Raw genomic sequence first — 18,401 nt, 5'->3', positions numbered from 1 at the left:
AGCACCGAGAACTTTCATAGATTTGCCACAACCCATCCGGTGAAAACACCGGAACAGCACGAAAGGAACTGCCATGAGCAAGCACTTCGTACCGGAAAACCTTCCGACCCACCTGCAGCACTACATCAACGGCGAATTCGTTGACTCCATCGGCGGAGCCACCTTCGACGTGCAGGAACCGGTAAGCAACACCAACTACGCCACCGTGGCTTCGGCACAGCCCGAAGACGTGGACCTGGCAGTTGCCGCCGCCAACAAGGCCTTCAAGGAAGGCCCTTGGGCCAAGATGCTGCCACGCGAGCGTTCCCGCGTGCTGCACAAGATCGCTGACATCGTCGAATCCCGCGACGAAGAGCTCTCGCTGCTCGAGTCCTACGACTCCGGCCTGCCGATCACCCAGGCCAAGGGACAGGCCCGCCGCGCCGCGGAGAACTTCCGCTTCTTCGCCGACCTGATCGTCGCGCAGGTGGATAACTCCTTCCGCGTCCCAGGACGCCAGATGAACTACGTGAACCGCAAGCCCATTGGCGTCGCCGCGCTGATCACCCCGTGGAACGTTCCGTTCATGCAGGAATCCTGGAAGCTGGCTCCGGCCATCGCCACCGGCAACTCGGTGGTCCTCAAGCCTGCCAGCTACACCCCGCTCTCCGCTGGCCTGTGGCCAGAAATCTTCCGCGAAGCCGGCCTTCCAGAGGGCGTCTTCAACCTGATCTTCGGTTCCGGCGGCGTGGCCGGCGACTACCTGGTCAAGCACCCGGATGTGCCGCTGGTGTCCTTCACCGGCGACTCCTCCACTGGCGCCACCATCTCCACCGCGGCCGCGCCATTCTTCAAGGGCCTGTCCCTGGAGCTGGGCGGAAAGTCCCCTGCAGTGGTCTTCGCCGACGCTGATCTGGAAGCTGCCCTGGACGCCACCGTCTTCGGCGTGTTCTCGCTGAACGGCGAGCGTTGCACCGCCGGTTCCCGCGTGCTGGTCCAGCGCGATATCTACGATGATTTCGTAGCCAAGTTCGCAGAACGCGCCAAGAACATCCGCGTTGGCCTGCCGAGCGACCCGAAGACCGAAGTCGGTGCACTAGTGCACCCTAACCACTTCGAGAAGGTCATGGGCTACATCGAGATCGGCAAGACCGAAGGCCGCTTGCTGGCCGGCGGCGGCCGCGCCGAAGGCTTCGAAGAGGGCAACTACGTTGCTCCGACCGTCTTCGCCGATGTTGCCCCGGATGCGCAGATCTTCCAGGACGAGATCTTCGGCCCGGTTGTTGCCATCACCCCTTTCGACACCGACGAGGAAGCACTGGAACTGGCCAACAACACTAAGTACGGCCTGGCAGCCTACGTGTGGACTTCCAACCTGAAGCGCGCGCACAACTTCGCGCACCAGATCGATTCGGGCATGGTGTGGCTGAACTCCAACAACGTCCGCGACCTGCGCACCCCATTCGGCGGCGTGAAGGCTTCGGGGCTGGGCCGCGAAGGCGGCTACCGCTCGGTGGACTTCTACACCACCCAGCAGTCCATCCAGATCACCCTGAACGAAGCGCACTCCCCTAAGTTCGGCGTCTAGGAAGCACGCGCTTCCCGCCCCTAGTTTTTCTTGCTTGCAAAGGAGCAAATCATGAGCAAAGAGATCGCAAACCCGATCCCAACCCCTTCGGTTCCAGCACCCGATATCCTGCGCTGCGCCTACGCTGAACTGGTCGTCACCGACCTGGAGCGCTCGCGCAAGTTCTACGTGGACGTACTGGGCCTGCACGTATCCTACGAAGACGAGAACCAGATCTACCTGCGTTCCTTCGAGGAATTCATCCACCACAACCTGGTGCTGACCAAGGGCCCGGTGGCAGCACTGAAGGCCATGGCTTTCCGTGTGCGCAGCGCCGAAGAGGTCGACAAGGCCGAGGCCTACTACAAGGAACTGGGCTGCCGCACCGAGCGCCGCAAGGAAGGCTTCGTCAAGGGCATCGGCGATGCACTGCGCGTCGAGGATCCACTGGGCTTCCCGTACGAGTTCTTCTTCGAGACCACCCACGTTGAGCGCCTGCACATGCGCTATGACCTGTACTCGGCCGGCGAACTGGTCCGCCTGGACCACTTCAACCAGGTCACCCCGGACGTGCCTCGCGGCCGTGCCTACCTCGAGGACCTGGGCTTCCGCGTCACCGAGGACATCCAGGACGACGAAGGCACCACCTACGCAGCCTGGATGCACCGCAAGGGCACCGTGCACGACACCGCTTTGACTGGCGGCAACGGCCCGCGCCTGCACCACGTGGCCTTCTCCACCCACGAGAAGCACAACATCATCCAGATCTGCGACAAGATGGGCGCACTGCGCATCTCGGACCGCATCGAGCGCGGCCCCGGCCGCCACGGCGTCTCCAACGCGTTCTACCTGTACATCCTGGATCCAGATGACCACCGCATCGAGATCTACACCCAGGATTACTACACCGGCGATCCGGACAATCCGACCATCACTTGGAACGTGCACGACAACCAGCGCCGCGACTGGTGGGGCAACCCGGTTGTTCCATCGTGGTACACCGAAGCTTCCAAGGTCCTGGACCTGGATGGCAACGTGCAGGAAGTCATCGAGCGCACCGATGATTCCGAGCTGGAAGTCACCATTGGCGCCGACGGCTTCTCCTTCACCCGTGCCGGTGACGAAGACGGCTCGTACCATGGCCAGGCTTCCAAGGGCTTCAAGCTGGGCAACCAGCTCTAAGCCAGGCAAGCTCTTCTAGACCCAGAGCTTGGCAGCTTCCCTGAGCTGCAACACAAGAATCCCGGGGCATCAGCGAATTTTTTCGCCGATGCCCTGGGATTCTGCTTTTGCTGGCCGCGCTAATTCCTAGTCCATCGGCGAGACCCTGATCAGGTCGCCACCTGCCATTCAGCGCGTTCACCCCCGGGCTGTGCCCCGTTCCCGCACGGCCTTGCGCCACCCGTCAACGATATCCCAGCCAATGCCGGCCGCGATTCCGCACCCGAGCAGCACGGCGAGAATGCGGAAGATGCCGCCATTGCCAGCGGCCTGTGCGTTTCCGGCGGCGAACCCGTCGCCTCCGGCAACCGCAACGAACGAGAGGAATTCCGGGTTGACGAGCTCGCCGCGCAACAGCAGGATCAGCGCCCAGGCCGCGAAGGCCAAGGCGAGCACGGTGTTCAGCACCGCCATGGCAGTTGTCCAACGACGCAGGCGGAACAGCGCGACGGCGAAGACGGCCTCGAGGATGATCAGTGCGAACAGGACGCCGATCCACCACGGCCACAGCCCCGGGTTGAGGATCGGGATCGGTTCACCGCCTGTGGGGAAGAATCCTCGGACCAGATCCCACACCACCGCGCCGGCGGCGATGCCCAGGAATACCAGCGACGCGATCAACTCGCTGCGGCCCGCGCCATCCTCGGGAATTTCCGGCAGATGGTCGACATCCCACTTCACGCCAGTGTCCGCGCCAGTGCGCTCGAGCACGACGAACACGAGCGTGGTCCAGAAGGCCACGTGCACGATGACCTGCAGCCCGACGGAAAGCGACTGGACGATGCTTTCGCCCACGTCCTGTCCAGAGACCAGCAAACCCAGCGCCATTGCCCCTGCCACGCAGAGCGGCACAATCCACAGCAGCAGTTTCAGCAGGCGCCACCAAGCCAGGTAGTACTTCGGCCCGATCAGGTGCAGCGGCCGGTCTGCGTAGCCGGCGGCGAGGATGCCGGGGTCGCCGAGTTCGGCCAGGACGCGGCGTTCTGCCTCCTGCGCGGCTTCGCCTTGGGCTACGCGCGCCTCGATGGCGTCGGCAATGGAGGCTTCGAGCTCGGCGCGGATGTCGTTCCGCATGCCGGGCTCGAGGCTGCGGATCGTGGCCGAGATGTAGCGTTCGGTCAATGTGGCAGTCATGTCAGTGCTCCTCTTCGGTGAGCGAGGCGATCGCCGTTGCCAGTGATCGCCATTCCGTGGTCAACGTGTCGGCAAGACGGATACCGTCAGGCGAGGTTCGGTAGAACTTGCGTGGCCTGGCCTCCTCGGTGTTCCACTCGCTGGTGAGGTAACCCTGCTTCTCCAGACGCCGCAGCAGCGGATACAAGGTGTTGGCATCGGTGGAGAAACCGTGGTCGTCGAGCTGCTCCAGCAGGCTGTAGCCGTATCCTGCACTGCGCAGCAGCTGCAGGCAAGCGAGCACAACGGTGCCGCGTCGCAGCTCTTGCAGTTGGGTGTCGAACTCTTCCATGCCGCTCACATTACCGTGCGCCGCACACTATCGTCAATCACACATTACTGTCACAAGATGAGAACAGGTGTTCAATGCTATTCGTTGCAGAACTGGGGGCTGCAGCCGGAAGTGAGCGGTGGCGCTGAGCCCGCACAAGCAAACCAGCAAGTAACGCATCGCGTAGCGGCAGGACTGGCGACTGGACTGGAGTGCCAAGATCCGTTGAAGGCGGCAGGACTTCCCTATCTGGTCTACCTGCGCCATCCCACCACCGGCGGTGTCATGGCCTCCTGGGGCTCTTTGGGGCACATCACCGTTGCCGAGCCAGGGGCGCTGCTGGGTTTCCTGGGTCCACGGGTCTACCAGGCGCTCTACGGACAGGACTTCCCGGAGGGCGTCCAGGTCTCGGAGAACCTGTTCCGCAAGGGCTTGATCGACGCGGTTGTCCCGCCGCAGGACCTTCCGCAGCTCGTGGACCGGGCACTGCAGATCCTGCAGCCGGTACGAGATTCCGGCGCTTTCCCGGCACCGGTGGGCAGCATCTCGTGCAGTGCGGACGAAGACGCCTGGCGCTCTGTGCAGGCCAGCCGGAACCCGCGCCGACCGGACACCCGGATGCTGCTGGCCTCAGCTGACGACGCGCTGCCCTTGAACGGAACCGGACAGGGAGAGAAAGACCCCGGGCTGATGCTGGCGTTGGCGCGGTTCGCAGGACAGCGCTGCGTGGTGCTCGGCCAGCAGCGGCCGCGGCACCCGGACACGGCCAGCCTCGGGCCCGCCTCGCTGCGCGAGGCCCGCCGCGGGATGCAACTGGCCCAGGAACTCGGCCTGCCGCTGGTCACCATCATCGACACCACCGGCGCCGAGCTCTCGGTGCAGGCAGAGGAAGGCGGGTTGGCCGGAGAGATTGCCCGTTCGCTCAGCGAATTGATCGGCTTGCGGTCCCCCTCGGTGTCGGTGCTCCTCGGCCAAGGTACCGGCGGCGCCGCACTGGCACTGCTGCCGGCGGACCGGACCATCGCAGCCCGCAATTCCTGGCTCTCGCCGTTGCCGCCCGAGGGCGCCAATGCCATCATGCACCGCAGTACCAGCCATGCCCCGGATATGGCCCGCCAGCAGAAGATCGGCGTTGCTTCGCTGTGCGCCTTTGGCCTGGTGGAACACGTGGTGGACGAGTTCGATGACGCTGCCACCCGGCCGCGCGAGTTCTGCCAGGAACTCGGAACGGCTATTGCTGCGGAGATCTCCTTGGCCCTTGCCATTCCCGAGGCAGATCGGTTGGAGCGCCGGCAGAAAAAGTTCCAGAACTTGGGACGAGCCTCCAGCTAGTTCCGCACTGGGACACCGGGCCCGTCCGGCAACGGCTGCTGGACCGGCCCTTGGCTTGGCTGCCCTCGCCGGGCCGGCCGCGGGAGCGCGACCGGCTGCACCCTGCAGGCACGTGGAAGTTCAAGGATCAGGCTACCTCCCCAAATGCCGGCCGCCCTGCGTAGAGTGGGACTCGACAGGAACTACCCAGCGAGGCGGACTATGCGCGAGCACAAATCGATGATCGATACGGCCAAGGACATCGCGTCCGGCGCCCACGAAGGACAGGTCGACAAGCTCGGCGCCGCGTATATCGGGCATCCGGCACGAGTGGCCGGGCACGCCCGCGACCTCGGCGGTTCGCCAGAAGCCATCGCGGCCGCCTGGTTGCATGATGTGATCGAGGATTGCGACGTGAGCGCGGCGGACCTGCGTGCCGCTGGCATTCCCGACACGGTCATCGTGGCGGTGGAACTGCTGAGCAAGCGGCCCGGGCAGCGCCTGGAAGAATATTGCGCCGGGGTGCGCGGCAATGCGCTGGCCTTGCTGGTCAAGGAAGCGGACCTGGCCGATAACACCGACCCGGAACGCACAAGCCAGCTGGATCAGGCTACCCGGCAGCGGCTGGCCGAGAAATACCAGCGCACCCGGTCCCTCCTGGGTCTCTAGCAAGGCACCGAGTCCTGGGTTCACCCCGGGTCTGCCCGGAAATAGCTCCTTGCCAAGATCCCCGCCACGCACGGCCAGCACTTCTTCGCCGGCATCCGGTGGCGGCACCTGATCACCGCGCAGAACTCGGAATGCTGGATATTTCCCGCAGTCCCCTTGCAATCGGGCGCCATTGGGCAAGACTTGAACTATGGCAACAGGCAGAAGCACAGTGTTCGAAAACCGCAGCCATGCCGGCTCCGCGCTGGGTATGAAGCTGTCCATCCTGCTGCCCGCCGGCGAATACACCGTGCTGGGTTTGCTGCGCGGCGGAGTGCCCATCGCTCATGAAGTGGCCAGGGCCCTCGGGGCCACCCTGGGCGCGGTGGCAGTGCGCAAGCTCGGGGTGCCGCGCAATCCCGAACTGGCATTCGGCGCCATTGCCCGGTACGGGATTAGCAGCGCTCGCCACATCAACGAGGCGATCTACCGCCGGGCTCTGCAGTATTTCGGCAAGGACGAACTCGAATCCGTCGAACGCGGCACCGGTGCCGACCTGCGGGCCCTGGCCGGCACCTTCAAGGACTACTGCCCCGATCTGGCTGGGCGCGACCTGCTGCTCTGCGATGACGGAATGGCCACGGGCGCCACGATGAAGGCCGCGCTGGATCTTATCCAGGACCTGGATCCCGCCTCCATCACGCTGGCAGTTCCGGTGGCTTCGCCTGGAACGGCTGGCGAATTGGCACCCCGGGTCAATGGCCTCTGCCAACTGCTCACCCCGGAAAATTTCACTGCCGTCGGAGCCTTCTACGAGGACTTCGGGCAAGTGGGCCAGGACCAGGTCCTGGAAATGCTGCGCTCCGCACGGTGAGGTCCCAGGACCGCAGCCCGGGACATTGCGTCCAAGTTCCGGGTTAGCCGGTGGCACCGGTCAGCTTCACGACCGAACATATCCAGCCCCGCACGGGCAAGGGCCGGCAAGGAGGAATCCAGCGTCATTCCCTGCTCCCGGCTCCAATTGCGCCTGCCGGTCCTGCTGCCCCGGTGATCTCATCCCTGGTGCGCCGAAACCGTTTCCGGGCGCCACGAGGCAAATGCCAGCACCGTACCGACCACTCCGATGCCGACCAGGACCAGAGCCGCACCCCACAGGCCGATCGAAGCGCCCAGGGCGCCGGCCACCGGATAGGTCAGCAAGAAGCATGCATGGGACAAGGAAAATTGCGCGGCAAAAACACCGGGGCGGTTTTGCTCGGTGCTGTTGCGGCGCAGCAGCCTCGACGAGGGCGTGAGGATGGTTGCGGTCGCCGCACCCAGGGCCAGCCACAGGCCAAGGAGCCCGGCCCATTGGCCAGAACCCTCGCCCCAGCCGATCACAGCGGCACCGATGAACAGCAGCAGCGGCATCATCACGGCGCCGGCGAGCATCACGCTGCGGTCTTCGAATCGCTCCAGCAACCCCGGCATGCCCAGTGCCACCGCCATCGAACCTGCACCGTAGGCTCCGAGCAGCAGCGCCACATCCACCTGCGAATGGCCCAGATCCCCCTTCACCAGCACCACTGTGTTGACGATGACCATGGCGGAGATCGCGGCGACCACCAGATTCAGCGCCATCAGGCTGCGCAGTTCCCGTGCCGCCCAGAATGCCCGGGTTCCCCCGGTGAGGCGATGGAAGAAGAGCAACTTCTGGGGCGGCGGGATCGCCGGGAAGCGCGTCGCGGCAACAAGCAGAGCAGACGCGGCAAAGCCGAGCACGGTCCCGGCGAAGAGGTTGTGGTAGCTGGTGACGGTCAGCAGCGCGGCCGCCAGCATCGGGCTGGCCAACGACTCCATGTCATAGGCCAGCCGCGACAGCGACAAGGCCCGGGTGTAATCCCGCTCATCGGGCAGGATCGAGGGAATGACCGCTTGGAACGCGGGGGTGAAGGTCGCCGATGCTGATTGCAGTACGAAAATCAGCACATAGATCTGCCACGCTTCGCTGGCGAATGGGAGGCAGAGCGCCACTAGTCCACGAATGATGTTGGACCCGATGAGCACGGGTTTGCGCGGAATATGGGAAACCAGGGCATTGGCCACAGGAGCAACGGCCACATAGGCGACCATCTTCACCGTCAAGGCCAGCCCAAGCACTAATCCCGCGTTGCTGCCGGCAATATCGAAAGCCAGCAGGCCCAGGGCAACGGTAAGCAGGCCGGTACCCAGCAGCGCAATCATCTGGGCGCTGAAGAGCTTGGCGTACGCCTGGTCCCTGAGTACTGCGAGCATCTTTGCCGACTCCCGTATCTTTTGCCGCTAGCCTTGCGGGGCTTCGTGGTGCAGCGGCAGCTGTCCGTTGGATACCGAATGCTCCGCCTGCTTGATCGCTTCGCTGACCAGACGCGCCGGGTGCTCATCGGTGAGGCTGTACAGGACCTTGGTTCCGTCCTGGCGCGTGGTCACCATGCGCGCCATGCGCAAACGGGCCAGGTGCTGGGATACCCCCGAAGGGCTCTTCTCGACCAGCTCTGCGAGCGCGTTGACCGAGAGCTCACCGGCACGGCGCAGATGCAGCACAATCCGGATCCGGGTGGCATCGGACAGCAAGCCGAAGACTTCCGCGGCCAGCTCCACGAAATCCGAGGAAGGATCTGGAGCATAAATCTTATTATCTGCATGCATGCTAATAGACTAATGCTCTCGCCCGGTATTGCCTAGGGCACACCGGAAATATTCCGCGTCCGACTGGAACTAGAATTGGAGCCATGACTGCAACGCTCGTGGCCAAGGACCTGACTGGCGGCCACGCCCACCGAACCCTCTTCTCGAATCTGAACTTCACCGCCGCACCCGGTGATGTCTACGGCGTAGTGGGTGCCAACGGCGCTGGCAAGTCCACATTGCTCTCGCTGCTTGCCGGGGCCGCGGCCCCGCAGGCCGGAACGGTGAGCACCGCCCCGGATTCTGCGTTCATCGGCTGGATGCCCCAGGAACACGACCGCATTCCAGGTGAAACCATCACCGCGTATTTGGCCCGCCGCACCGGTTGCGCCGCCGCCACCACCGCCATGGAATCCACCGCCGAAGAACTTGGCAGCGGCAAGCCCGGTGCGGATGACGCCTACACCGCTGCATTCGACCACTGGATGGCCTGTGGCGCCATGGATCTGGAAGACCGCATCCCCGAGGTGCTGGCCAAGCTCGGCTTCACCCTCCCGGTAGAAACCGAGATGACTGCCCTGTCCGGCGGCCAGGTAGCCCGCGTGGCTCTGGCAGCCCTGCTGCTCTCCCGCTTCGATGCGGTGCTGCTCGATGAACCGACCAATGATCTCGATCTCGAGGGCCTGGAGCATTTGGAGCATTTCATCAATTCCCTGCGCGCGCCGGTGATCCTGGTATCGCATGACCGCGAGTTCCTCTCCCGCTGCACCACCGGCATCATCGAATTGGACCTGGCCCAGAACCAGGTAGCCACCTATGAAGGCGGCTACGACTCGTACCTTGCCGAACGGGCCATCAACCGCACCCATGCCCGTGAGGCCTACGAGCAGTTCGAGAACCAGAAAGCCGATCTGGTCTCCCGCGCCCGCACCCAGCGCGAATGGTCCTCGCAAGGCGTGCGCAACGCCATGCGCAAGGCGCCGGACAACGACAAGATCCGCCGCCGGGCCAACTCCGAGTCCTCGGAAAAGCAGGCCGCCAAGGTGCGCCAGATGGAATCGCGCATCGCCCGGCTCGACGAAGTGGCCGAACCGCGCAAGGAATGGGTCCTGCAGTTCTCCATCGCCGCGGCTGAGCGCGGGTCCTCGGTGATGTGCACGCTCAACGAGGCCTCGGTATCCCACGGGGACTACGCTTTCGGGCCAGTTTCGGTGCAGGTCAACGCCGGGGACCGAATTGGCATCACCGGCCCGAACGGAGCGGGCAAGTCGACCTTGCTGAACCTGCTGCTGGGCAAGCTGGCCCCGCACAGCGGCTCGGCATCCCTGGGCAGTTCGGTGAATATCGGAGAAATCGACCAGGCGCGCACCCAGCTGCCCGGCGACCTGCCACTGGGCGAAGCCTTCGAACTGGAAGTGCCCGAGCACTCCGCCGCGGAGGTGCGCACCCTGCTAGCCAAGTTCGGGTTGAAGTCCGACCAGTCCTCGGCCCTGGTGGATTCGCTCTCCCCCGGCGAGCGAACCCGCGCATCCATGGCGCTGCTCCAGGCCCGCGGGGTGAACCTGCTGGTGCTCGATGAGCCGACCAACCACCTGGACGTACCGGCCATCGAACAGCTCGAGGAAGCCCTGGAAGCGTACACCGGAGCACTGCTCCTGGTCACCCATGATCGGCGACTGCTGGAGAATGTGCGACTGGACGCCCGATGGGAAGTTGCACAGGGTCAACTAACGGCCCATTTCTAGGGCCTCACTTGGGCACTTATTGCACTGGCAAGTTCACAGCTATCCAACGTAGGATTGGCACTATAGGAGCCGAGTTTTTCAGTTCTTTCGACTGCGAGGTCGACGCCTAGTACCCAAGGATATTTTCTTGAGCAGCACTGCAACACTCCATCCCCAAGGGCCAACGGTCAAGCCGGGCGATCCCAAGAGCTTCTTCCACGTCAAGAAGTTGGTCACCGAAGCTGGACTGGTCGGACGCCGCCGCGGGCACTATCTCGGGTTGGGCATCGTGCTGACGGTGCTGCTAGCCGGCACCGCTACCGGTTTCATCCTCCTAGGCGACAGCTGGTTCCAGTTGCTGATGGCCGCAGCCTTGGGCCTGCTGCTCACCCAATTCGCGTTCCTGGCGCACGAGGCGGCACACCGCCAGATCCTGGCTTCGCACAAGCGCAATGACAAGCTGGGCCAGTTCCTGGCCAATATCGTCGTGGGCATCAGCTACCAGTGGTGGATGAACAAGCACAACAAGCACCACGCCACCCCCAATACCGTGGGCAAGGATCCGGACATCGAGTGGGACACCATCTCCTTCCAGACCGAGGACGCCAAGCGCCAGCGCGGCCTGCTCAAGTGGATCACCAACCGCCAGGGCTACCTGTTCTTCCCGCTGCTCACCCTTGAGGGCTTGAACCTGCATATGCATTCGATCAAGTACCTATTCAAGGCCGGCCGGGTCAAGAACCGCAAGCGCGAAATGACCGGCATTGCACTGCGCATCGCCATCTACCTGGCGATCGTGTTCTACTTCCTGCCAGTGGGCATGGCTTTCGCCTTCCTCGGCGTGCAGCTGGCAGTCTTCGGCATCTACATGGGTGCCTCCTTCGCCCCGAACCACAAGGGCATGCCGATGGTTCCCCAGGACGCCCGCATCGACTTCTTCTCCCGCCAGGTACTCACCGGACGCAATGTCATGGCCAAGTCCAGCTGGGGAAACCGCGTGCTCTCCCACGTCTACGGCGGATTGAACTACCAGGTGGAGCACCACCTGTTCCCGTCCATGCCGCGCGCCAACCTGGCCGGCGTCTCGCGCATCGTGCGCCAGTACTGCGACGAGCACCAGGTGCCGTACACCGTGGCCAGTGTCCGCGAATCCTACGCACAGGTGATCACCTACCTGAACAAGGTCGGGCTATCGGCCCGGGATCCTTTCGAGTGCCCGATGATCTCCGGATACCGCGTCAGCGCATAGTTCAGGCTGAAGCAGCAAAGAGCTAGGATCCCTTGCCACCAAAGGCAAGGGATCCTAGCTCTTTCCCGTCTGCGTCAAGAACAAGCATCTTTCCGCCGTCCTCCAGCTTGGCGGAGGCAGCGCGCGAGAGCCAGTCATCCACGCCTTCGCAGAACATCTTGGTCGAAGCCAGCGTGGCGAATTCCAGGTCCTCGGATGCACTCCAGGTACCGGCGAGGCGGTTGCAGCCATCGCTGCCGGTGACCTTGCCATCCTCGGACAGCTCCAGCCACGGCTGGCCCTGATCCTTGCTGCCCCACAAGCCGACCGGATCCTGGAGTATCACGCTGGTCTCGCTTTCAGTTGGCTGGCTGGCGCCCGGCTCGCCCGGGGTCGCCCCGCAGGCGGCAACGCCAAAAGCCAAAGACAGTGCCGCGGTGCGCAGGAAGAATCGCTTCATATCCCCCAGCCTAGGTCTTCGGCCCACCCGCTGGCCAGCACCGGATTACGGCTGGGAGTCTACTGGCTGGGTAGGCTCCTTCGGCCCGACAACCTCGATTGCCCCGGTCACCGTACGCTGCACGCCGGTGCTGACGTGAACGACTTCTTCGGCAACTGGCTTGCTGCGGGCAGCATGGCTATGGCGCAGATCGAGGATACCGACCAGCAAGGTGGCCAGGACCAAGAGGGAAATGGCAGCGAATGAGAGCGCCATGGCGATCGAGTACCCGGCTACGTGGTTCATGCCGTAGAAGACAGCGGTAATCACCGCAATGCCCACCGCGGTGCCCACGCGCTGGGAAGTCTGCATCAAGCCGCCAGCGCTGCCGGAGTTGGCCACGGGAACTTCCATGAGGGTCAGCGCCTGGTTAGGCGAAATGATGAAGCCCTGGGCTACGCCGATGAAGGCCAGCGAAAGCAGCATCCACCAGATGCTCAGCAGCCCGCGATCCTCCAGGACCACCACGGCAATGGTGGCCAGCAGGCCGAACAGGGCGCTGAGAATGCCGCCAATGACCATTTTTCGCCCCACGGTCATGACATAGCGTCCGGCGATGTCGGAGCTGAAGGCGGAGAGCAGGGCCGCGGGAAGGCAGATCAGCCCTGCCTGCAGGGCACTGAAGCCCTGGGATTGCTGGACGTAAATGGCCACCAGCACCCAGACGCTGGAAACACCCATGAAGTACAGGCCAGCGATGAGCGTGCCGTTGGTGAAGCTGCGGATCTTGAACAGGGCCAATTCCACCATTGGTTCGCGCCCGAGCTTCTTGTACTTCTTCTCCCACCAGACCCAGAGCACCATGACCAGCACTGCCAAGGCCAGCAGCGACCAGAGCCATGGGGTTTCGCGGCCCTGGACGAATGGCAGGAGCAGGGCGAAAATGCCAACCGCCAGCAGGAGGCCGCCAACCGGGTCCAGATCCACCTTGCCCGCTGGCTTGTTGAACAGCGGCTTGGGCAGCCACAGCAGCGCCAGGACAATGGCCAGCACGCCGACCGGGACGTTGATCAAGAACGTGGCGCGCCAGCCGGCGTCTTCGCCAAACCAGTTGATCAGCAATCCGCCCAGCACCGGCCCAATAGCTACCGAGAAGCCGACGGCGGTGCCCAGCAGCCCGTAGGCCCGGCCGCGGGCCGCGCCACGGAAGTGCTGCTGGATCATGCCCATCACTTGGGGGTTGAGCAGGCCCGAGCCAACGCCCATGATGAAGCGGGCAATGTTCAATACCAGTGGATCCGCGGCCAGCCCTGCGAGGATGCTGGCGGCTGTGAAGATCGCCAGGCCTGCCACGAACATCACGCCACGGCCCAGCAGGTCGCCGGCGCGTCCGGCAGCAACCAGCACCACGCCGAAGGTCAGCGCATATCCTGCCAAGACCCACTGCAGGTCCGCTTCGGTGGCGTGCAGGGTGGAACCGATGGCAGGAAGAACCACGTTGACGATGCTGACCGAAACCAGCGACATGAACATCGCTGCCAGCAGCACGCCCAGCAATCGCCATCGTGCTCCGGCCGAGAGTTCTTCAGCAACTGGTACCGGATGCGGCTTGCTCTGGGACATGGGCCAACTTTCAAACGAATTCCAGGCCGCACAATCCTGCGGTCCTTCAACCTACAGCGTTGGCCAGCCGGCTAATATTCCCTGTCGAAGTGCTTATTTCACTCTTTGTGGTCTTCGGCGGCCCGGTTGAGCTCGAGCATCTGCGCAATGGCCAGCAACCGCAACTCGACGACTTCCCCGAAAAGGTCATCGCTGTCCTGCTGCGGCAGCTCGAGCGCTTGGCGTGCCAGCGGTGCCGGAACTTCCGGGTAGGCGTCAAGCAATTGGACCGGCACCAGCGAGCTCACGTAGTCCGGGCTGTCCTTCGAGCGGCGGTCATAGTAGTAATCCACATGCATCACGAAACCCAGGACATCCCGTTCCAGGGCGCGGACCATGGCCACTGCCTGCTTGAGCGTCAGGCCGATATCCACGAAGAAGGCGAGGATCCGTTCCATCAATTCATTGCGGAACGGGCCGGGCTCCACCTTGAGCTTTTCGTCGAGCGTCAATTGCGAGGCCCGGGGGTAGGCCCGGTAGGCCCGGCGCGTCGCGTTGTACGCTTCGGTCACCCCGAGCTTCCAGTCGTTGCAGTCGAACTCGATCAGCGGATTGATCGAGATGAAGCGCCCCACCGCCAGGTTGATGACTTCTTGGCGATCCGCCACGTAGTTGTACAACGCCCGCGGGGTGACATTGAATTCGGCCGCAAGACGGTGCATGGTCAGTGCGTCGTAGCCCTCGGCACCGGCGATTTCCAGAGCCTTCTGGGCCAGCTGCTCTTTGCTCAGGGACTGGAACTCAGAGTCCTTGCGCGGGCGCCCGCGACCACGTTTTGTCGGTTCAGGAGAGGAATTTTCCTTATTCTCGGCCATGTCACGAGGATATACGCATTTTCTCTGTAAATTCCCATTAAGCGCCTACAAGTATTAAAACTCCTAAAACAGGGCCAGCAATTTCCTGGCTCGCTCGTGCCACATGCCGGCAGCTAGCGCAAGATGTCCTACGGCGAAGCTCATGCCGCCAGCCAGCCACGGCCACGCCAGGACCGCCCCGTAGGTTCCTGGCAGCGCAGCGACGAATCCAGTGGCCATCACCAGCAGGCCGGCTGCGACCAGAGCAATATGAGCCAGCTTCCAGCGGAAGGGCAGCAGCATCGCCAGCACGGCCAGCAGCGCGGCCGGAGCCAGGATCAGCCATGGCGCAGCGCTGAAGCTGGCCAAGCCTTGGTAGCTGGCAAACCCCAGGACCAGGATCAGCAGCACCGCCGCACACACCAGCCAGCCGGGCCCGGGGCTTGCCATGGAACCGCGCATCATCAGCAGCGGGGTGAAAACCTGTGCCCAGAGCAGCACGGTCACCGGAATGAAGAAGAGCGAGAGCTGTCCGCCACCGGCCGCGCAGATAACGGTCATGATCACAGCCCCGAGGATGTGGATGGTAGTGCCGGCACTATTGGGCAGCCACAACGGAACCAGGCTGAGGATGACCGGAATGAACGCCAGCCAAATCAGCTGGGATCCGATCAGCAATTCGAGTTGCCCCAGCAGCCCGCCAACTCCCCCGGCAACAAAGCCGAAGCTCTGTTCGTTGGCCAAGGCGGCTTGCGGCGGGGCGAAAAGCACCACCATCAGGGTCAGCAGTGCGAGAGCGAATATTGGCCACGCCAGAATACGCGTCAGGAAGTACTTGCCGCTGCCCACTTCCAGGGCTTCGGGCTCATGGCGTTCGAATTTGAGCGCACGCGAGGCAGGCTCGCCGAGCAAGCGGATCAAATCGCTCTTGCGGCGTCCGCCGCCAGGCAGGCGGAGAATCTCCTGCTTGGTGGTTTCAATGACTTCGTTGCGTTCTTGCAAAGACAAGAAATCCAGCGCACGGCGAAGTTGCTCCAGGTAGTTGCGGGCGGCGCGCGGCAAGTAGGGCTTCATGCCTTTTACTCTACGTGCTCCGGCCCATGGGCTGACGCAGGCAAAATGGGGCAACGCCAGTGGCGTTGCCCATCTGCCCGAAGCGGTCAGCTGCTGCCGGCTACTTGCCTGCGCCGGCGGTCAGGCCGCCGACAATGTACTTCTGCAAGAACAGGAACAATGCCATCACCGGGATCGCTGCCAGTACCGCACCGGCGGCGAAGACCGACCAGTTGGAGGTGAACTCCTCCGAGACGTAGGAGTACAGGCCCACAGCCAGCGTCTGGTTCTCCGGGGAGACCAGGATGACCGAGGCGATCACGAAGTCCGAGGTGCTGGAAATGAAGGACAGCAGGCCCACGACGGCCAGGATCGGTGCCACCAGGCGCAGGATCATGGTGAAGAAGATGCGGGCATGGCCAGCACCATCGATCTTCGCCGCTTCATCGATTTCCACCGGAATGGTGTTGAAGAAGCCGTACATCAGGTAGGTGTTCACACCCAGTGCCCCGCCCAGGTACACCATGATCAATGCGATCTGGTTATCGATGCCCAAGACCGGGAAGACATCTCCCAGCGAGGTGAGCAGGATGAAGATCGCCACCACGGCCAGCAGCTGCGGGAAGATCTGCACAATCAGCAAGCTGACCAGGCCCACGCGGCGGCCGGTGAAGCGCATCCGCGAGAAGCTGTAGGCAGCCAAGGCGCCGAGGAACACCGAAGCGGCCGCCGTGGTCAGGCCGATCACCAAGGTGTTGATGAACCAGGCGCCGAAGGGACGCTGCTGATTCTGGAACAGCTCCACATAGCTGTTGAAGCCGATGGTGGTGAACAATCCATTGGAAGACAGCAGGGTTCCATTGGGGTTCAGCGAGGCCGAGAGCACGTAGAGCAGCGGGAAGGCCGCATAGATGCACAGTGCCACGCCGATCAGGTGGCGCCACCCGGTGGAGGCGAACCATTTGCCCAGGCCCTGGCGCCCCGCGCGTCCCTTGGGTGCGCCGGCTACCGGCCTGCCGGTGATTTCGGTGCTCATTAGTTCAGCTCCTCCAGTGCCTTGGTCTGCTTGAAACTGATAATCGAGATGATCGCGACGATCACGAAGATGATGATGGAGAAGGCGCTGGCCAGGCCGTAGTCGCGCTGGGAGCCAACGAACGCCACCTTGTAGACCATGGAGATCAGGATGTCGGTGGATCCCACGTTCAGTCCTGCATCCTGCATGCGCGGCCCGCCTTCGGTGAGCATGTAGATCACGTTGAAGTTGTTGAAGTTGAAGGCGAAGGAGCTGATCAGCAGCGGAGCCACCGAGACCAGCAGCAGCGGCAGCTTGATCAACCGGAAGATCTGGAACGGCTTCGCCCCGTCGATGGTGGCCGCTTCGGAGAGTTCATTCGGAATGGACTGCAGCGCCCCGGTGCAGACCAGGAACATGTACGGGAATCCGAGCCACAGATTCACCCAGAGCACGGAGAACTTCGCCAGCCACGGGTCGGTCAGCCAAGGGATCTGCGCTCCGCCCAGGAGCACCTGGTTGACGAACCCGAAGTCGCGGTTGAGCATGCCGGCCCAGACCAGCCCGCCCAGGAACGCAGGGAATGCGTAAGGCAGGATCGAGATGACGCGGTAGACCTTCCGCCCCTTCATGCGCATGTCGTTGAAGACAATCGCCAGGAACAGCCCGAGGAAGAAGGTGGTCGCCACCGACAGGAAGGCGAAGGCGAAGGTCCACACGGTGACAGAGAACAGGGCGTTGCGGATCGAGGAATCGGTGACCGCACGGGTGAAGTTCTCGAAGCCCACGTTGATGGACCAGCCGGGCATCAGCTGCGAGCCGTCTTGCGCGGTATACGCGCCCACGCCGGTGTCCCGGTACACCACGCCGGTCTTCTGATCGGTCATGGTGTCCGCGGCTTCATCATGCTTGATGGAGGAAGTGTACTGGTAGGCGGTGCGGCCATCGCTGGTGCGCAAGGTGCCATCTGCCGGGTTCTCGGTGAATGGAACGGCCAGCGAGGTGACTTCCTGCTGGCGGCCCAGCAAATCGGCGAAAGCCAGTTCGGAGTAGTCCCCCAGGCCAGCGGGGTCTACCGGGACGAAAGGATCATCCGCATCGCCGAGCAGCTGCTGGCCATCGCGCTCAATGAGCATCGCCAGCCCGTCTTGTCCTTCGAGGATGGACACCGGGTAGCCGGCTGATCCCTCGACGCGGTTCTGGTTGGATTGCAGCAGCGCGTTGATCGCGTCATCCTTATCCGAGTTGTGCCCCGAACCGTAGTTGGTGAAGGCGATATACCCGGTGTAGCCGATCACGAAGACCTGGAAGATCAGCAGGAAGATGGTGCCCGGCAGCAGGTACTTTGCCGGCAGCCATCCGCGCTTGAAGTAGACCACGTTGATAGCCACGGTAATCACCGCGATCACCGCGGCGATCGCCCAGGCTTCGCGCCCGAGTGCGGTGAAGACCGCGAAGAGCGCGGTCGCATCGACGATCGCCACCAGGATGATCTTGGCGAGCATGGCCCCAATGGAGGTGCTGGTGGCATTCGCGAAGCGCCTGGCTGCCGGTGACAGCTTGGGCTTCGTCTCCTCGGTGCCGGGTTGCGGCCCTTGGCGGGCGGTCTTTGTCATCTTCCAGATATCCCTGTCGATCAAGTGCAGTTGGCGCTGGTGAATTGCAGGCGC

At 63.4% G+C, this 18,401-nt stretch carries 17 protein-coding genes; 7 read left to right on the top strand and 10 right to left on the bottom strand.

The genetic code is table 11. From position 1 onward, the window contains the following. Positions 1 to 73: 73 nt before the first annotated feature. Together hpaE and hpaD are read left to right on the top strand one after the other, a co-directional pair. Entirely contained in the window at positions 74 to 1,567 is a 1,494-nt protein-coding gene (gene hpaE, locus ACWICV_RS00900) for a 5-carboxymethyl-2-hydroxymuconate semialdehyde dehydrogenase (protein WP_105658032.1), read from the top strand. A 63-nt stretch (positions 1,568 to 1,630) separates the two neighbouring features. After that, entirely contained in the window at positions 1,631 to 2,728 is a 1,098-nt protein-coding gene (hpaD, locus tag ACWICV_RS00895; protein ID WP_105661547.1) for a 3,4-dihydroxyphenylacetate 2,3-dioxygenase, read from the top strand. Positions 2,729 to 2,905: 177 nt separating this feature from the next. Here the strand turns inward: hpaD and ACWICV_RS00890 are convergent, their stop codons facing one another. Next, a complete protein-coding gene (locus tag ACWICV_RS00890; protein WP_400290851.1) occupies positions 2,906 to 3,901 on the bottom strand; it encodes a permease prefix domain 1-containing protein in 996 nt (331 codons plus the stop codon). A gap of 1 nt (position 3,902) precedes the next feature. Beyond that, the gene (locus tag ACWICV_RS00885; RefSeq protein WP_105658025.1) at positions 3,903 to 4,232 is read right to left on the bottom strand and encodes a PadR family transcriptional regulator; all 330 of its coding nucleotides are present in this window, start codon (positions 4,230 to 4,232) and stop codon (positions 3,903 to 3,905) included. 57 nt (positions 4,233 to 4,289) lie between these two features. Here ACWICV_RS00885 and ACWICV_RS00880 point away from each other — a divergent pair, with 57 nt between their 5' ends. The 3 genes from ACWICV_RS00880 to ACWICV_RS00870 all read left to right on the top strand — a co-directional run bounded on the left by ACWICV_RS00880 (position 4,290) and on the right by ACWICV_RS00870 (position 7,044). Further along, a complete protein-coding gene (locus ACWICV_RS00880; protein WP_454090915.1) occupies positions 4,290 to 5,543 on the top strand; it encodes a carboxyl transferase domain-containing protein in 1,254 nt (417 codons plus the stop codon). 201 nt (positions 5,544 to 5,744) lie between these two features. Next, entirely contained in the window at positions 5,745 to 6,191 is a 447-nt protein-coding gene (locus ACWICV_RS00875) for an HD domain-containing protein (RefSeq protein WP_454090916.1), read from the top strand. A 190-nt stretch (positions 6,192 to 6,381) separates the two neighbouring features. Beyond that, positions 6,382 to 7,044 carry a phosphoribosyltransferase gene (locus ACWICV_RS00870; RefSeq protein WP_454090917.1) on the top strand — a complete coding sequence of 221 codons (663 nt, stop codon included), beginning with the start codon at positions 6,382 to 6,384 and terminating at the stop codon, positions 7,042 to 7,044. A 179-nt stretch (positions 7,045 to 7,223) separates the two neighbouring features. On the opposite strand, the gene ACWICV_RS00865 is transcribed toward ACWICV_RS00870, so the two are convergent. Next, complete coding sequence (locus ACWICV_RS00865) at positions 7,224 to 8,444, bottom strand: MFS transporter (RefSeq protein ID WP_454090918.1); 1,221 nt, start codon at positions 8,442 to 8,444, stop codon at positions 7,224 to 7,226. A gap of 27 nt (positions 8,445 to 8,471) precedes the next feature. Beyond that, a complete protein-coding gene (locus ACWICV_RS00860; protein ID WP_105658020.1) occupies positions 8,472 to 8,837 on the bottom strand; it encodes an ArsR/SmtB family transcription factor in 366 nt (121 codons plus the stop codon). 83 nt (positions 8,838 to 8,920) lie between these two features. Between ACWICV_RS00860 and ACWICV_RS00855 the strand changes: the two genes are divergently transcribed. Both ACWICV_RS00855 and ACWICV_RS00850 read left to right on the top strand, forming a co-directional pair. Next, the gene (locus tag ACWICV_RS00855) at positions 8,921 to 10,561 is read left to right on the top strand and encodes an ABC-F family ATP-binding cassette domain-containing protein (protein WP_454090919.1); all 1,641 of its coding nucleotides are present in this window, start codon (positions 8,921 to 8,923) and stop codon (positions 10,559 to 10,561) included. A gap of 127 nt (positions 10,562 to 10,688) precedes the next feature. Continuing rightward, positions 10,689 to 11,789 carry a fatty acid desaturase family protein gene (locus tag ACWICV_RS00850; protein WP_454090920.1) on the top strand — a complete coding sequence of 367 codons (1,101 nt, stop codon included), beginning with the start codon at positions 10,689 to 10,691 and terminating at the stop codon, positions 11,787 to 11,789. A gap of 22 nt (positions 11,790 to 11,811) precedes the next feature. Here ACWICV_RS00850 and ACWICV_RS00845 read toward each other — a convergent pair whose 3' ends face one another. From ACWICV_RS00845 to ACWICV_RS00820, 6 genes are all read right to left on the bottom strand, one after another. Then, entirely contained in the window at positions 11,812 to 12,228 is a 417-nt protein-coding gene (locus ACWICV_RS00845; RefSeq protein ID WP_402473813.1) for an META domain-containing protein, read from the bottom strand. Between the two features lie 45 nt (positions 12,229 to 12,273). Next, positions 12,274 to 13,830: an MFS transporter gene (locus ACWICV_RS00840; protein ID WP_402473812.1), complete on the bottom strand. Its 1,557-nt coding sequence runs from the start codon at positions 13,828 to 13,830 to the stop codon at positions 12,274 to 12,276. 98 nt (positions 13,831 to 13,928) lie between these two features. Next, on the bottom strand, positions 13,929 to 14,684 hold the full coding sequence (locus ACWICV_RS00835) for a TetR/AcrR family transcriptional regulator (RefSeq protein ID WP_400290827.1): 756 nt from the start codon (positions 14,682 to 14,684) through the stop codon (positions 13,929 to 13,931). 63 nt (positions 14,685 to 14,747) lie between these two features. Continuing rightward, positions 14,748 to 15,737, bottom strand: coding sequence for a hypothetical protein (locus ACWICV_RS00830; protein ID WP_454090921.1), 990 nt, complete (start codon positions 15,735 to 15,737; stop codon positions 14,748 to 14,750). A gap of 100 nt (positions 15,738 to 15,837) precedes the next feature. Beyond that, positions 15,838 to 16,752 (bottom strand): sugar ABC transporter permease, encoded by a 915-nt coding sequence (locus tag ACWICV_RS00825; RefSeq protein ID WP_105658448.1) that lies wholly within the window; start codon positions 16,750 to 16,752, stop codon positions 15,838 to 15,840. Continuing rightward, on the bottom strand, positions 16,752 to 18,347 hold the full coding sequence (locus tag ACWICV_RS00820) for an ABC transporter permease subunit (protein WP_454090922.1): 1,596 nt from the start codon (positions 18,345 to 18,347) through the stop codon (positions 16,752 to 16,754). Before ACWICV_RS00820 ends, ACWICV_RS00825 begins: the two co-directional genes overlap by 1 nt. Between the last annotated feature and the right edge of the window lie 54 nt (positions 18,348 to 18,401).

The sequence above is a fragment of the Glutamicibacter sp. NPDC055354 genome, from assembly GCF_053644955.1.
This window is presented reverse-complemented; position numbering and strand designations above follow the sequence as displayed.